Source organism: Gemmata sp., assembly GCF_051859125.1.
Classification (GTDB): Bacteria; Planctomycetota; Planctomycetia; order Gemmatales; family Gemmataceae; genus Gemmata.
On the sequence record NZ_JBHYGG010000251.1, the window covers coordinates 21,886 to 37,501 of the forward strand.

Consider the following 15,616-nt stretch of genomic DNA (forward strand, 5'->3'; position numbering starts at 1 on the left):
AACGACGGTCGCCGGTGTGGCCCGCGTGTCGCTCGCGGAGCGAGCGACCTACCGTGGATCACTTCCCCCGCGGCTTGACGATGTCGGCGAGCAGGTCGTCGCGGCCCTCGGCCTTCTCCAGTCGCGGGTAGCGAAGGCCGCCCGCGTACTCGACCGCGTGCGTCTTGAAGAAGTCGCCGCTCTCGACGAGCAGTTCCAACTTCCCGCCGGTCCGGGTGCCGCCGACCGCGGCCTTGAGCGCGTCGGGCGTGTACCGGCGGCCGTTCACGGCGATCACCTTCATGCCGGGGGCCAGACCGGCCTTCGCCGCGGGCCGCTCGGGGACCACGTCCGAGACCGCCCCTTCCGGGCCGAGCAGCAACCCGAGCGAGTCGAACAGGTTCACGCCGCGGGAGAGCCCCTCTTGCGCCGCGAACAGGTCCGACGGCTTCTCGGCGAACCCGAGCTTCCACCCGGCGCCGGTGATGCCTTCGAGCGGCGGCGCGTCGGCGACGGCCTCAACGCGGCGGGCGAAGTACGCCTTCCAGTTGGTGGCCGGATCCACGGCCGCCAGCGCCGCGAGCACGTCGTCGAGCTTGTAGCCCTTTACCTCGGGCCTGCCGGTGCCGCCGCCGTGGAACGCCTTGCAGAAGTCGTCGAGCGACTTCTTCCCCTTGGTGTTGGTGCGGATCATCACGTCCACGTCGAGCCAGAGCAGGGTGCCCTCGTCGTAGAAGTCCACGGCCCGGCGCGACGAGGCCCACGACCGCGGCGCGTCGAAAAGCACGCTCGCGGCCGCGGCGGTGTCGTCGAGCGGCCGCCACGCCCGGCCGCGCGAGTTGGTCATCCGCGCCGCGGTGAGCGCGAGGTACTCGCGGGCGTCGTCCGGGGCGAGTAGCCCCGAGCGGGCCGCGAGGAGCCAGCCGAGGTAGTTCGTGAGCCCCTCGTACACCCACAGCAGCCGCGTCTGCTGCGGCACCTGGTAGTCGCCGACGATCATGTCCGCGGGCCGGCGGAACTTCCCGTTCCACGCGTGAACGAACTCGTGCGGGAACAGTGTGGCCGCTGTGCGGCGCTCGGCCGCCTTCACCAGTGCGAGTTCGCCGAGCCGGTTGTCGCTCGACTGGTGGTGCTCGATCCCGGCCCGCGGGATGTGGTTGCTCAACCCGAGCAGGAACGTGTACGCCTTGTACGGCCGCTCGGGGCCGAACAGCGCTGCAGCCTCGGCCGGAAGTTGATTCCACGCCTTCAGCGTCTCGGGCGTCGCCTCGAGTCCGTCGGGGCTGTCGCACGCGATCACGACCGAGTGCTCCTTGCCGGCCCCGATGGGGACGACGCGAACGTGCTCCCCGGCGAGCAGCGGCGAGTCGATCAGCGTTTCGAGCGGCACCCCCTCGAACAGCACCGAGCCGTCCTTGTCGGACGCCTTCGCGACGGGCAACGCGGTGCCGAATTTCCAGCCGTTCGGCAGCTTCACGCGGGCGACGACTGGGAGTTCGAGCGGCTTCGCACACTTGGGATAGAGCAGCACGTCGTTCCAGTTCATCGTCATCACCTTCGGCGACGCGACCGTCATGAACTGCGCCCCGCCCTCGCTCCCCGCCGCGAGGAGCAGGTCGAACTGTACCTCGACGGCCTTCGCGCCCTCGGGAACCGTGCAGTGGAGCGTGAACGGGTCGGCGTCGTCACGGTGCCACGCGAGCGCCTCGCCCCTGGCGGTGATCTTGAGCGCCGAAACGTTCGCGATCTGCCCGACGGGCCGGTGCCGGCCGGGGATCCACTTCGGGTAGTGGAGTGCGAGCGGCCCCGGTTCGGCGGGCACGAGTTCGCGAACGTGGATCACCCGGCGGCCCACGTCCGACGCGTCGACGTCGAGCAGCACGGGTGCGGCCGTCACCTGAAGGGGGACCGCGAACGCGAGGACGAGTGCGAGCAGCGCACGTTGCATGGAAGGGCTCCACGGACCGGGTGCGAGAAATGATAACCGCGTTCGCGGCGGGGTGCGCGGGGTTGACGCACCGACCGCCACGTGGCTATGAGCGATGAACCCATGCCCCGGAGACGATGATGACCAAGCTCGTGCGCCGCGTCGCGCTTCTCGTGGCTGTTGTCGCCGGCCTCGCGTCCGGTGCGGGGTGCTCCAAGACGATTCAGAGCGCCTCGGCGACGGCGTACAGTCGGTAACGGCGTTCCCTGGGACCGCGGGCGTCCCGCCCGTGAACAACTGGTTCGTCTTCTGTAGCTGGCCTCTGTGAGGCCGGCGCTTCCGGGAGTCCCCAAGCACCGGCCTCACAGAGGCCGGCTACAGGTATGCAACGATCGGACTTGGCAACCGGCACTCACCCCGCGGTCCACCGCAGGACCGGCTCCTTGGCGGCCTTCACCTCGTCGGGCCGGCAGATGATGTGCGTGTGCGGGGCGGTGCGCAGCAACTCCGGGTCTTCGGCCCTGATCTTGATGAGTGCGTCGGTGAAGGCGTCGAGCGTCTCCTTGCTCTCGGTCTCCGTCGGCTCCATCATCAGCGCCTCGGCCACGACGAGCGGGAAGTACACCGTCGGCGCGTGGAACCCGTAGTCGAGCAGCCGCTTGCAAATGTCCATCGCGCGGACCTTGCGCTCGCGGAGCAGCGACCGGCCGCTGGCGACGAACTCGTGCATGCACGGGCCGGCGTGCGGAACGTCGAACACCTCGGCCACTCGCGCCCGGAGGTAGTTCGCGTTCAGCACAGCTTGTTCGCTCACTTCTTTCAGGCCGTCCGGCCCGAGAGTGCGAATGTAGCAGTACCCGCGGAACAGGATGCCGACGTTCCCGAAGAAGCTCCGCACGCGGCCGATGCTCTTCGGCACGTCGAAGTTGAGCCGGAAGCGGTCGCCGTCCTTCGCCACGATGGGGGCGGGGAGGTACGGGGCGAGGAAGTCGCGGACCGCGATCGGGCCGCTGCCGGGGCCGCCGCCGCCGTGCGGGCCGGTGAACGTCTTGTGGACGTTGTAGTGCTGCATGTCGGCCCCGAAGTCGCCGGGCCGGGTGATGCCGAGGATGGCGTTCATGTTCGCGCCGTCGAGGTACACCAGCGCGCCGGCCGCGTGCAGCATGTCGGTGATCGTCTTGATCTGCGTCTCGAACAGCCCGAGCGTGTTCGGGTTGGTGATCATGAACACGGCGACGTCGTTGCCGAGCTTCGCCTTCAAGTCCTCGATGTCAACCAGCCCCTTGGCGTTGCTCTTCACGGTGACCGTGTCGAACCCGGCGAGGGCGGCCGACGCCGGGTTGGTGCCGTGGGCCGAGTCGGGGACGAGCACCTTGCGGCGGTGCGTCTCGCCCTTGTCGCGGAAGTACGCGGCGGCGACGAACAGCGCCGTGAGTTCGCCCTGCGCGCCGGCCGCGGGCTGGAGCGACACCGCCGGGAGCCCGGAGATTTCGGCGAGGTAGTTCTGCATGTCGAAGAGCAGTTCGAGCACGCCCTGCGTGGTGTCGTCGTCCTGGAGCGGGTGGAGGCTGGCGAACCCCGGCAGTGCCGCGAGCCGCTCGTGCCGCTTCGGGTTGTACTTCATGGTGCACGACCCCAACGGGTAGAAGTTGGTGTCGATGCTCATGTTCCGGGCCGACAGGTTCGTGTAGTGCCGGATCAGGTCGATCTCGCTCACCGCGGGCAACTCGGGCGGCTTCGCGGCGAGGTGCTCGCTCGGGATGAGGTCGCCGAGCGCCTGCGTGGCCGGCACGTCGCACGCCGGCAACCGGTGGCACCGCCGCCCCGGCCGCGAGAGTTCGAAGATCAACTCGGTCGATTGCGTGTTGTTCATCGGCTCACTATGGATTGGGGGAAAAGTCTTTGTCTGTCAGTGGCCATGATTTGGGGATGAGCATGGCGAGGAAATCACCGACCGTGTCGGCGATCTTTTCGGCACGCACCTCGAAACCATTCCAATAGTGCACGGTGCCAGCGTTACCTTTGCGACACGAAACCACAACGACTTCGGCGTGTAGTTCGGCCAGAAACACATGCGTGATAGGTAGTTCGTACTCCTCGCGGAGGTGAATGGTACGATCGACCAATTCGTAGCTGACCATCGCGTCGTTGAAATCAGGGTCAATCAGGCATGCGACCGCGACAACTCCCCAATGATTCCGTTCACCCTTCCGCGGCAGTACGAACGGGCCACCCCTGAGATGGCCGATCGAGTAGTTCAGGAGCAACGCACGCAGTTGCGGCGGGAGATTTACGTCGAGTTCCTTCCCGGCGGCGTCGATGTCTTCCGATCCGTTCACTTCTCCGGTCGCGGACAGTCTTAGGTGGTCGCAGCACACCCCGATGGGCGGGCGGCTAACGCGGGCGACCCACACGGGGTCGAGCGCCTTCGCCATCTGCCGCAGCGTCTCGCGTTCGCTCGGGTCGTGTGTCGCAGCCCACTCGTGTTCCGCTCGGAGGTACGGGCCGCGGGGGTCGTCGCGGTCGTCGAGCCAGTCGGCGTAGACGAGCCGCGGGGTGTCGTCCCCCGGGTTGTCCACGACGGCTCGGATCAACGCCTCGTCCTCGGTCACGGCAGTAGCCCTGCGATAACTCATTGCCGGGTCACGCGCGGTCTGCGCGGAGAGCCGCGAGGTATCTGGGAAGACTCTCGAACCACCCGCCGGGCTCGATCGACCCTTCCCGACCGGGAGGGTATCCGCGAGCCATGTCGAGAAACCGGATTCGTCCCGCACTCTGCCCTTCAAACCCCAGGACGACCCACATCGTGCGGCCCGGAGCCCAGCCAATGATCATGTGACGCAGAAGCCGGACGTGGTATTCAGCATCGTCTCGTCGCGTGCGCCGGTACAGCGAGTGGCGCGTGACGTTGAACTCGTACTCCAAGCTCCCTTCCGGGTCGTCGTGGGTCGTCTTGGCCAGCGAGTGAAACCCACAGAAGCGGTCCGCGGTGCCCGTCGGGGTGGGCAGCGGGGCGAATTCGACCGTTCCTCCGTTGCTGTTGAGCAGAAACGCCCGGTACTCAACGGGGAGCGTGATTCCGAAACGCCGCTCGAATTCCTCGAGGTCGTGGGAACAGACGTCCTCGCCCGCTGTGCTCCACTCGACGTCGCAGCACACCCCGACGGGCGGCCGGCTCACGCGAGCGACCCAAACGGGGTCAAGTCCGATCGCTGCCTCGCGCAACTGTGCGGCGTCTCGATCCGCCGCTGCGAACGCTGCTCGCAGGTACGGTCCACGCGGTTCGCCGCGGTCGTCGAGCCAATCGGCGTAGGCGAGCCGCGGGGTGTTGTCCCCGCGGCTCCCAACTACGGAACGGATGAACGCTTCATCCTCGGTCACGGCGCACCGTCACTTCACGACGTACTCGAACCGCTCGCGGAACTGCGCCGGGGTCAGCTTGACCACCGCGGCGAGCTTCTCCAGCTTGTGCGGGTCCTCGAAGTCGGCCCGCTCCAGCCGGATCATGTACCGCCGGGCGACCTCGTAGTTCTCGCCCGTCACCTCCACCAGCCGCGGCCGCATCTTCTTCGTCTTCGGGTCGATCATGTCCTGGAACGGGCACGGGACCATCGAGCCGCCGACGAACGTGATGACCACGCCGTTCTTCTCCGCCTCCGGCGACAGCAGGTACTTCACCGCTCCGTACCCGAGGTTCCGGGTGTACTCGGCGTCGAACGGGATCGGGTCGGCGCACCGCAGCTCGTACCCCAGGTCCTTGTCGACCATGTCGAACTTCAGGCCGACCGCCTTGAGCCGCTCGGCGAGCGTGGTGCGGACCATGCGGCCGAACTCGATCTCGCCGAGCCGCAGGTGCCCGAAGGCGTCGAGTTCGATGTTCCCGAACTTGCCCGGGTGCTTCGTCATGATCTCCTTGAGCCGGTCCTCGCCGATCTCCTCCATCAGCCCCTCGGCCATCACGACCAATCCATAGTCCTTGCCCTGCGCCGCCTTCCGCTTAATCATGGAGCCCATGATGATGTCGCAGATCAGTTCGAGCGACACGTCCCGGTTCGCGAGTTCCTCGGCGATGATGGTGAGGGTGGCGGCCGACGCCTTGCCGATGCCGAGCGCGAGGTGGCCCGCCGCCCGGCCCATGCTGATGATGAGGTACCAGCGGGTCGTGGTCTTCGCGTCCTCGTGGATGTTGCGGGCGAGCTGCACCCCGTAGTGCCGGGCCGTCTCGAACCCGAACGTCGGGATGCCCGGGGGCAGCGGCAGGTCGTTGTCGATGGTCTTGGGGACGTGCGCGACCTTGATCGCCCCCTTCGCGGTCGCGTACACCTGGCTCCCGCTGAACGCCGTGTCGTCGCCGCCGATCGTCACGAGGTACTTGACCCCGAGCTTGTTCAGCCCGTCGATCACGTTGGCCATGTGCTTCGGGTCCTTGGCCGGGTTGGTCCGGCTGGTCCCGAGCATGCTCCCGCCCTTCTGGTAGAACGGCGCGACGTCCGGGATCGTCAGCGGGCGGACGTGCGACGTGTCGCCCTGGACGAGGTTCTTGAACCCGTCGCGGACGCCGACCACCTCCAGCCCCTGGTTGATCGCCTCGATGGTGACCGAGCTGATGACGCCGTTGATGCCCGGGGCCGGGCCGCCGCCGACGACGATGCCGAGCTTGCCGCGCGAAGTTTCCGCCATTGTGAGTGCCCTTGCGATGTACGCCCGAGTGCCCGGAGCGGGGAGAATTTGGGGGCCGGGCTAACGGTGTCAGGATCGGGAACGGGGAGGTGTTTTCAAGGGCAGTCGCCCGGCGGTCACCCGGGCGGGGCGATCACGTCCCGCCACCGCCTCGGCACGCCGTCCCACGCGGTGCGGTACGTCTGTTCGAGGGGCACCAGAACGTGCCCGCCCGGCACCAGGAACAGCGGCGCGGCGGCCAGTTCCTCGCCCACCGCCGCCGGCTCGACGTACGCGGTGACGTGGTCGTTGCACTCGTAGGACGCGACCGTGAGCGGCCGGCCACCCGCCCGCGTGTCGCTCGACTCGCCCCACACCTCGTTCCAGATCGCCGCGTGGATGCCCCGCGGGTCGTGCTTGCCGGGGGCGTGTAAGTCGATGACCAGCAGGTGAACCTTGCGGTTCAACAACGCGGTGACCTTGTCGAGGAACGACCGGATGCCGTGCCGGTTGTTCTTGTTGCCGGGCGAGACGATCTCGATGACCCCGACCACCCGATCGTCCGAGACGTGCCGGACAGCGATGATCCGCTGCTTCCGCCGGTAGAAGTCGTCACTGGTCTCCTCAATAACTTCGGCCCTGGGCCTCGCCACGAGGAGTCCGGTCCCCCCGCCCCCTTCCGGAGTCGGCTCCGCCTCCGACTCGCTCTCCAGTGTCAGGACGTCCGGCCCAACGCCCCCCGCCTTCTGCTCGGTAAGTGCGTAATACCCACTGGGGAGAACGCCCCTGTTGAGTGCGTGGCTGATCGCACCAATCCACTCTCCGTGAAAGTGGTGGAAGATCCCCGCTTCAACCCGCGACCAGTCGTGAATCGGCATGGGTGGCCCTCCCGGTGTGATTATAGCCGCGGCGGGTCCGCGGGTCGCCGCGGAACCGGGGCGGCCGTTCCGCTGACTTTCGGTGCATTTCTCGTAGGTTCGTGCTTGCCACTTCGGTGGCCGGGGGTATTTTGTAAACAACCTTTACGAATTACCCGAACCCCTCCCTCCATCGCGGGTGATGCCGTGCTCCGATCGTTGCGTTTGTCGGTCGTGCCGTTCCTGGCGGTCGCGCTCGCGTGCGTGCCGGCGTGCAACAAGAAGTCCGACCGGATCAAGATCGGGGTGGTGACCAACTGCACCGCCGAGTTCTGGAGCTTCGCCGAGGCCGGCGCGAACAAGGCGGCCCGGGATTTCGATGTGGACCTCCAGTTCCGCCAACTCGACAAGGCCTTCGACGCCTCCGCCCAGACCCCCATCATCGACTCGTGGGTCAAACAGGGCTTGAACGGGATCGCGGTCAGCGTCATCGACCCGCAGAACCAGACGGAAGACCTCACCCGCGTCGCCAAGAAGGTGCCGCTCGTCACGATGGACAACGACGCCGACCAGACCGGCCGGCTGTGCTACATCGGCATCAACAACTATGAGGCCGGCAGGGCCGTCGGGCGGATCGTCAAGAAGGAACTGCCCAGGGGCGGCACCGTGGCGCTGTTCATCGGCAGCACCAAGTCGGCCAACGGCAAGGCCCGCACCCAGGGCGTGCTCGATGAACTCGCCGGGCAGAAGGACGCGGCCGGCACCGCCGGCGCGCACCCGACCCGCCCCGAACTCAAGGGGAAGCAGTTCGGCCCGTACTTCCTCGTGGACGGCGAGGCCAAGGAGGACGGCGGCCCGGCGAACGCCCAGGCGCTGGCCGGGGCCGTGCTGGCCCGCCTGAAGGGGCTCCCCGACGTGGGCCTCGTGGGGCTCTACGCCTACAACCCGCCGGCCCTCCTCGTTGAGGCCCGGTCCAAGGCGATGCTCAAGGACGTCAAGATCGTCGGGTTCGACGTGGACTGGGACACCCTCAAGGGGATCGCGAACGGCGAGATCGCCGCCACCGTGGTGCAGGACCCGTTCATGTACGGCTACCGGTCGGTCGAAGCCCTCGCCGCGAAGGCCCGGGGCGACGACTCGAAGCTCGTCAAGGAGCCGATCCCGTACCGCGTCGTCACCCAGAACGGCGGACCGGACGAGACGGTCAACGGGATGGTCGTGAAGTACCCCAAGGTCTCCGAGTTCGAGGCGAAGCTCCGCGAGGACCTGGCGTCGGTCAAGAAGTAACTCGCCCCGTTGAGCCGCGAGCGAGGGGCTCCCACGCGCTCGCGGCTCAACGGCCCGCCTCCCGAATCGACTTTCCCTCCCGCGCCCTCCCATGACCACGCCCCGCCTCTCCGTCACCGCCGCCCGCAAGGAGTTCCCCGGGGTCGTCGCCCTGGACGGGGTGTCGCTCGCGCTCGCGCCGGGCGAGGTGCTCGCCGTCGTCGGCGAGAACGGGGCGGGCAAGTCCACGCTCATGAAGATCGTCGCCGGCGTGTACCGGGCCGACGCGGGCGAGGTGCTCCTCGACGGCGCGCCGGTACGCTTTGCCGGGCCGGGGGACGCCGCCGCAGCGGGCGTCGTCCTCATCCACCAGGAACTGAACCTCGCCGAGAACCTGACGGTCCTCGACAACCTGTTCCTCGGCCGCGAGGTCACCACCGCGGGCGGCCTGCGGGTGCTGAACCGTACGGTGATGGCCGAGCGCGCCGCCGGGTTGCTCGCCCGCGTCGGCCTCCCCGCCGACCGCCTGTACGCCCGCGTCGAGGCGCTCCCGCCGGGCGAGAAGCAGCTCGTCGAGATCGCCCGCTCGCTCGGCACCGACGTGCGCGTCCTGATCATGGACGAGCCGACGTCGAGCCTCACGCAGCGCGAGACCGAGACCCTCTACGGCGTCATCGACGGGCTCAAGGCCAGCGGCGTGTCGGTCATGTACATCTCGCACCGGCTCGCCGAGGTCAAGCGGTGCTGCGACCGGGCCGTCGTCCTCCGCGACGGCCGCAACGCCGGCGAACTCGCCAGGGCCGACATCACCCACGACAACCTCGTGCGGCTCATGGTCGGCCGCGACCTGAAGCAGTTCTACCCCAAGACCCACCGGCCGGAGCCGAACACCCCCGCCGTGCTGACGGTCCGCAACGTGCGCTACCGCGGCGGCCCCGAGACCCCGGCGTCGTTCGAGGTCCGCGAGGGGGAGATTCTCGGCATGGCCGGGCTCGTCGGGGCCGGCCGCACGGAACTCTCCGAGGCGGTGTTCGGCGTCCGCCACGTCGTCGCGGGCGAAGTCCTCCTCAACGGCCAACCCCTCGCCGTCCGCACCCCGCGGGACGCGATCGAGGCCGGCGTGCTGCTCGTCCCCGAGGACCGCCGGCTGCACGGGCTCGTTCTCGCCGAGGGGGTCGGGTTCAACCTCAGCCTGCCGAACCTCGCGGGCCTCAGCACCGCGCTCGGAGTGAGCCGGGCGCGGGAGGCCGACATGCACCGCACCTGGATCGACCGCCTGCGGGTGAAGACGCCGTCGGCGGCGCAGCCGATCGGGCTGCTCTCCGGCGGGAACCAGCAGAAGGTCGTGTACGGCAAGTGGCTCGCCCGCGGCCCGAAGGTGCTGATCCTCGACGAGCCGACCCGCGGCGTGGACGTGGGCGCGAAGGCCGAGATCTACGCCCTGATCGACGAACTGGCGGGGAAGGGCGTCGCCGTGTGGATGATCACGAGCGACATGGAAGAGCTGCTGGGCATGTCCGACCGCGTGGTCGTGATGCACGAGGGCCGGGTGGCCGGCGAGTTGACGGGCAAGGTGTCCGAAGAGGCGGTGATGCGACTGGCGACCGGGGGGGCCGCGACGTGACACGGATTCTGGGCGTTCTCGGGCTGCTCGTGGCGCTGTACGCCGCGCTCGCCTCCTCCGACCCGAACGCGGGCCGGCCCGACAACCTGATGAGCGTCGCCAACCTCCAGGGCCGCTACGGCGTCATCACCCTCGGCGCGGCGCTCGTCATCATCGTCGGCGGCATCGACCTGTCCATCGGGGCCGTCGTGGGGTGCTCGGCGGTGCTGTTCGGGATGCTCATGAACGAGGGCGTCCACCCGTTCGCCGCGGTGCCGGTCGTGGTCCTGTTCGGCGCGTCCGTCGGGCTCGTCAACGGCCTGCTCATCACGCGGCTGAAGCTCCAGCCGTTCCTCGTCACGCTGTGCGGCATGTTCGTGTACCGCGGGGTCGCCCGGCTCCTGGGCGGCACCATCGGGCAGGCGTCGGTGATCGAGCGGCACCCCGAGTTCAGGGACGCGATCCGCACCCTCCGGTACCTGTTCATCGGCAAGTCCCCGACCGACGGCGACCTGCTGTTCCCGGCCCAGTTCGTGATCCTGCTCGTGCTCGCCGCGGTCGTCGGGTTCTTCATCCGCCGCACCGCGTACGGCCGGTACTGGTACGCCATCGGGCACAGCGAGCTGGCCGCGAAGTACGCGGGCGTGAACGTGAACCGGCAGCGGGTGGCGATCTACACCGTCTGCTCGGCGCTCGCGGCCCTCACCGGCGTGCTGCTGTTCCTCGACGCGCCGTCGGTCCAGTCGGACAACGCTGGCAACGCCTACGAACTGTACGCGATCCTCGGGGCGGTGCTGGGCGGGTGCAGCCTCCGCGGCGGCGAGGGCACGGCCGTCGGGATGGTGCTCGGGGCGATGGTGCTGCCGGTGCTGGAGAACCTGGTGACGTTCCAGGGCGCGAAGAGCGACGTGATCCCGCTCGTGATCGGCGCGACGCTCCTGTTCGGCGCGATCGTGGACGAACTCATCCGCAGTCGCTCCCGGGTCCACCGGTAGCGGCGTCACTTCCCGCGGAGGGCGGCCCAGTCCCACAGGCGGACGGTGCCGTCGGAGTGGCCGGTCGCGATCGTCTTGCCGTCGGGCGCCACCGCCACCTTCACGACCCGCGTGCCGCCGTTCACCTCGGCGACCGGCGCGCCGGTCGCGAGGTCGAGGACCGTCACCACGCCCGACGCCCCGCCGAGGACGACGTGCGTTCCGCCCGGGGCGAGCGCCGCGCCTCCGGCCGGGAACCACCGCAGCGACCGCTCCACCGTCTTCGCCTTCCAGTCGATTACCTCGACCACCGACCGGGCGCTCGCGAACACCGCCAGGCGGTTGTCGGGCGTGAAGCCGACGCCGACGACCGTGTCGAGCCACGGGCGGTCGGCGCGGAACGCCTCGCGGCCCGCGGCGAGGTCCCACACGCGCACCGAGCCGTCGGGCCACATCGACGCGGTGACGAGGTGCTTCGAGTCGGGCGAGAACGCCGCGAGGTGAGCCCCGCCCGTGTGCCCTTCGAGTGCCGCGAGCGGCTGGCGGGTCGCGACCGCGTACCGGGCGACCGGCACCTTCCCCGTGCTGCTGTGCCCGGTCACCGTCTTCCCGTCCGGGCTCACCGCGAGCCCGCAGAACTGCTCGAACGGCGGTAGCCGCTCGCCGTCGGGCTTCTGGGACTTCAGGTTCCAGAACCGCAGGCCGTCGGTGTAGCCCGCGGCGAGCAGGTCCGTTCCCGGGACGAACTCGGCCGTCTGGCCGAACCCCTTCAGGTCGTGCGCCTTCGCGTCGAACACGTGGAGCCGGTCGCCGGTCCTCGCGTCCCACACCTGGAGCTTCCCCTCGTACCCGAACGTCGCGAGCCGCTTGCCGTCGGCGTCGAACGCGAGTGACCGCACGTCGCGGGTGCCGGTCGCGATCACCCGCTGCGGGCCGGCGAGCTTCGCGGGGTCCTTCCGCCGGTCCCACGCGGGCCAGAACACCGCGACCGGGATCCCCTCGACGGTCTTCAGCCCCGGGTGCGGCCGGACCGCCTCGATCTGCGGCGCGGGCACGACCCCGGCGAGCCCGAAGTCGAGGGACAGGTCCGCGAGGGCCGGGCACTTCAGGAGCGGGGCGAAGTCCTTGATCGGGAGCGGGTTGATCGCCAGCGTCTTGAGCGGCATCCCCGCGACGACGCCGAGGTCCGCGACGCCGGTGAAGCTGAGGTTCAGGGCGGTGAGCGGCTTCCCCGCGAGCGGCGACAGGTCCACGAGGTTGCGGTTCCTCGCGAGCGACACGTCGCGGAGCAGCGGGAGCCCGGCGAGCGGCGCGACGTCGGTGAGCGCGCCGGCGCCCCGCTCGTCGCCGGTGCAGTGGAACTCGGCGAGCTTCGGGAGCGCGGCGACGGGGGCGATGTCGGCGACCGCCTCGGAGCTGATCCGCAGCCCCACGACGCCCGCGGCCGCAACCACGGGCGTCACCTTCCCGTCGAACTTCGGGTTCCGCCGCACCAGTTCCCCGGCGACGGCCTCGACCTGCTTCGCGGGCGGCATCTTCGCGACGGCGGCGGCCCACGCCGGGTCGAGCGGCGCGAGCGCGCCGAGCCCGAAGTCGCTCCGCACCTTGCACGCCGGCAGCGCGGCCGAGAACCGCCGCAGCCCGGCGGCGGTCACGCGGGTCTCCTTCACCGAAAGGCTCCTCAGCCCCTTCAGCGCGGTGAGTGCCAACAGCCCCTCGTCGGTGACCGCGGTGCGGTCCAGGTCGAGGACCGCGAGGGCGGGCAGGGCGGCGACGTGCCGCATGCCGGCGTCGGTGATCCGCGGCCCCGCGAGTTCCAGGGCCGTGAGCGCCGGGAACCCCTTGAGCGCCGCGAGCCCCGGGCCGGTCAGGTCGGGGGAGTGGACCGCGAGCGCCGCGTACCGTGCGGCCCCGGGCGCCTCGCTCCACTTCTTCAGGCCCGCGTCGGTGATGCGGGTCCGGCCGAGCTTGACCGCGGTGAGCCCCGCGAGCGGGACGATGCGGTCGAGGTCCGCGTCGTGGACGACGTGCGCCGTGCCGGTCAGGTCGATGGCGGTGACGCGGACCGGGCCGCGGGGGAGCTTCTCGACGGTCGCGACCGGGCCGGCCGCGCCCATGACGCCGACCAGCGCCCGGGGCCGGCTCAGCGCCCACTCGGCCGCGAGCCGGTCCGGGTCGTTCTTGGGAACGTAGGCGTCGAACTCGACGGCGCAGTTCGGGAGCAGCCCCTTCAGTTGCGCGATCCCGGCGGTGGTGACCCCGGGGCTCTCGGTGATCGTGAGCCGCTTGAGCGCGGCGAGCCGGGCGAGCTTCGGCAGGCCCGCGTCGGTGACCGCGGTGCGGCGCAGGGCCAGTGCGGGGAGGCCCGGCGTGCGGGCGACGAGGTCGAGGTCCGCGTCGCCGAGGCCCGTGCCCGACAGGTGCAGCGACTTGAGCCCCGGCCACGTCGCCAGCCAGCCCAGCCCGAGCGGCGCGACGGGCGGGCACGAGACGCCGAGGTGCTCCAGTTTAGGGAACCACCGCAGCAGCCCGAACGGGGCCAGGTCGGTGTTGTGCAACTCGACCCGGTCGAGCGCCAGGTGGGTCAGGTTCGGGCAGTGCGCCTGGAGCACCCGCACCCCCTCGCGGGTCACGTGCGGGCCGGTGAGGGCGACGACCTGGAGCGACTTGAACGCGCCGTACCACCTCAGCGCCTCGTCGGTCACGTCCTCGGTGCCCAGCGACAGTTCGATCAGGTACGGGGCCGAGACGTAGTGGCTGAGCTTCTCGATCCCGGCGCCGGTGACCACGGTGCGCGCGAAGCTGACGGCCTCCAGCCCGGTGAGCGGCTGGAGCAGGTTCAGGTCCGCGTCGGTGACCGCGTACTCGGCCGAGACGTGGACCCGGCGGACCTTGAACGGCGTGGCCGGCAGCGCCTTCGCCTGGGTGACGGTCGGGCCGCCCACGATCTCGATGGTCGCGGCCGCGGGGAGGTTCAGCGCCCACTCGGCGAACCTCCGCTCCGGGTCGGCCTTGGCGGGCGGCCGGACGAGGGGCTCGGGCTCCGCGTCCCGCGGCGGCGGCGCGGGCGAGGCGTACTGCAGGCCGGCGACGAGTGCGACCGCGGCGAACAGGGCCGCGAACACCCCGGCGACGAGCCGCCACGGGAACCGGTCGCGGGCCGCGGCCTTCCGCTGCGTCTCCTCGCCGACCGCGGTCGTCTCCCCGGCCGCGCGGACCGTGTCGAACTGCTCCCACACCGCGTCGCCTTGGGCGGCGACGGCGATCGGCGCGGCGTCGTCCGACCCGCCGGCCCACGCCTGGGGGGCGGCCGGCCCCTTCCCCTCCTCGATGGCGACGAGCGCCGCGTGGACGTCGCTGGCGCTCCGCGGCCGCTCGGCCGGCTTCTTGCGGAGCAACTGGTAGATGAGGCCGGCCAGCGACTCGGGAACGTCCGGGTTGAGTTGCCGCACGGGGGCGGGCTCGTCGATCCCGACCGAGAGCACCACGGCCATCGCGTTCGGGCCGACGAACGGCTGCTCGCCGGTGCACAGGCGGTACAGCACGATGCCCAGGCAGAACAGGTCGGTGCGGGCGTCCACGGGCTCGCCGCGGGCCTGCTCGGGGCTCATGAACGCGGGGGTGCCGACGAGCTGCCCGTCCAGGGTGACGTCGGCCCCGCCCTGCCGCACGGCCTCCTTCGCGAGCCCGAAGTCGAGGATCTTGACCCGGCCCTTGGGCGCCTCGAGCCACAGGTTCGCGGGCTTGATGTCGCGGTGGACCAGCCCGGCGGCGTGCGCCGCGGCCAGCCCGCGGGCCACCTCCTGGCCGATCCGGAGCACCTGCCGCACGTTGAGCCGCGGGTGCGTGGCGAGGTACCGGTCGAGCGGGAGCCCCTGGAGGTACTCCATGGCGATGAACGGGTTCCCGACGTCCTCGTCCACGTCGAGGATGGCGACCACGTGCGGGGACGACACGGACGCGGCCGTGCGGGCCTCGCGGAGGAACCGCTCGCGGGCGACCGTGTTGGCGGCGAACCGCGGGGTGAGCACCTTGATCGCGAGCTTCCGCTGCAGCACCTCGTCGAACCCGAGGTACACCCAGCCCATGCCGCCCTTGCCGAGTTGCTTCAGCACGCGGTACCGGCCCAGGCGGCCGAGGTCGCCGGGCCGCACGGGCGGGCGGAACACCGGCGGGCGGTCGGGTCCGGCCCCGTCGCCGCCCCCGTGGGTGCAGGTCGAGTCGGACAGCACGCTCTTCCCGGGCGGCCCGGGGGCCGGGCGCGAGAGCGGGTTGTCGGCGGGCGGTTCCGGCATGCCGGACCCTCGGCGTCGGTCGTGGGAGAGTTCGATGTTAGAGTACCCGATCGTGC

Annotated in this window: 10 protein-coding genes; 3 read left to right on the plus strand and 7 right to left on the minus strand. The window is 70.3% G+C overall.

Going from position 1 to position 15,616, the window contains the following annotated elements; genetic code table 11:
* Positions 1–58: 58 nt before the first annotated feature.
* From ACTIGN_RS22335 to ACTIGN_RS22360, 6 genes are all read right to left on the minus strand, one after another.
* Positions 59–1,927, minus strand: a complete 1,869-nt coding sequence (locus ACTIGN_RS22335) for a M61 family metallopeptidase (protein WP_439627959.1) — start codon at positions 1,925–1,927, stop codon at positions 59–61.
* A gap of 391 nt (positions 1,928–2,318) precedes the next feature.
* Positions 2,319–3,779, minus strand: a complete 1,461-nt coding sequence (gene gcvPB / locus ACTIGN_RS22340) for an aminomethyl-transferring glycine dehydrogenase subunit GcvPB (RefSeq protein ID WP_439627961.1) — start codon at positions 3,777–3,779, stop codon at positions 2,319–2,321.
* 7 nt (positions 3,780–3,786) lie between these two features.
* Positions 3,787–4,518 (minus strand): TIGR02996 domain-containing protein, encoded by a 732-nt coding sequence (locus tag ACTIGN_RS22345; RefSeq protein ID WP_439627963.1) that lies wholly within the window; start codon positions 4,516–4,518, stop codon positions 3,787–3,789.
* A 31-nt stretch (positions 4,519–4,549) separates the two neighbouring features.
* Positions 4,550–5,287: a TIGR02996 domain-containing protein gene (locus ACTIGN_RS22350; protein ID WP_439627965.1), complete on the minus strand. Its 738-nt coding sequence runs from the start codon at positions 5,285–5,287 to the stop codon at positions 4,550–4,552.
* Positions 5,288–5,296: 9 nt separating this feature from the next.
* Positions 5,297–6,586 (minus strand): diphosphate--fructose-6-phosphate 1-phosphotransferase, encoded by a 1,290-nt coding sequence (pfp, locus tag ACTIGN_RS22355; protein ID WP_439627967.1) that lies wholly within the window; start codon positions 6,584–6,586, stop codon positions 5,297–5,299.
* A 116-nt stretch (positions 6,587–6,702) separates the two neighbouring features.
* Positions 6,703–7,443, minus strand: coding sequence for a DUF4058 family protein (locus ACTIGN_RS22360; protein ID WP_439627969.1), 741 nt, complete (start codon positions 7,441–7,443; stop codon positions 6,703–6,705).
* Between the two features lie 186 nt (positions 7,444–7,629).
* Here ACTIGN_RS22360 and ACTIGN_RS22365 point away from each other — a divergent pair, with 186 nt between their 5' ends.
* The 3 genes from ACTIGN_RS22365 (at position 7,630) to ACTIGN_RS22375 (ending at position 11,286) form a co-directional block, all read left to right on the plus strand.
* The gene (locus tag ACTIGN_RS22365; RefSeq protein ID WP_439627971.1) at positions 7,630–8,709 is read left to right on the plus strand and encodes a substrate-binding domain-containing protein; all 1,080 of its coding nucleotides are present in this window, start codon (positions 7,630–7,632) and stop codon (positions 8,707–8,709) included.
* A gap of 91 nt (positions 8,710–8,800) precedes the next feature.
* Positions 8,801–10,312, plus strand: a complete 1,512-nt coding sequence (locus ACTIGN_RS22370; RefSeq protein ID WP_439627973.1) for a sugar ABC transporter ATP-binding protein — start codon at positions 8,801–8,803, stop codon at positions 10,310–10,312.
* Complete coding sequence (locus tag ACTIGN_RS22375) at positions 10,309–11,286, plus strand: ABC transporter permease (RefSeq protein WP_439627975.1); 978 nt, start codon at positions 10,309–10,311, stop codon at positions 11,284–11,286. The genes ACTIGN_RS22370 and ACTIGN_RS22375 overlap by 4 nt, the downstream gene beginning before the upstream one ends.
* Before the next feature lie 5 nt (positions 11,287–11,291).
* Here ACTIGN_RS22375 and ACTIGN_RS22380 read toward each other — a convergent pair whose 3' ends face one another.
* Positions 11,292–15,560: a protein kinase domain-containing protein gene (locus tag ACTIGN_RS22380; protein WP_439627977.1), complete on the minus strand. Its 4,269-nt coding sequence runs from the start codon at positions 15,558–15,560 to the stop codon at positions 11,292–11,294.
* Positions 15,561–15,616: the final 56 nt, after the last annotated feature.

Excerpts from the sequence above, each read along its gene's own strand:
- ACTIGN_RS22370 (WP_439627973.1), top strand. The coding sequence starts at position 8,801 with ATGACCACGCCCCGCCTCTCCGTCACCGCCGCCCGCAAGGAGTTCCCC.
- ACTIGN_RS22380 (WP_439627977.1), bottom strand. The coding sequence starts at position 15,560 with ATGCCGGAACCGCCCGCCGACAACCCGCTCTCGCGCCCGGCCCCCGGG.
- ACTIGN_RS22335 (WP_439627959.1), bottom strand. The coding sequence starts at position 1,927 with ATGCAACGTGCGCTGCTCGCACTCGTCCTCGCGTTCGCGGTCCCCCTT.
- pfp (WP_439627967.1), bottom strand. The coding sequence starts at position 6,586 with ATGGCGGAAACTTCGCGCGGCAAGCTCGGCATCGTCGTCGGCGGCGGC.
- gcvPB (WP_439627961.1), bottom strand. The coding sequence starts at position 3,779 with ATGAACAACACGCAATCGACCGAGTTGATCTTCGAACTCTCGCGGCCG.
- ACTIGN_RS22360 (WP_439627969.1), bottom strand. The coding sequence starts at position 7,443 with ATGCCGATTCACGACTGGTCGCGGGTTGAAGCGGGGATCTTCCACCAC.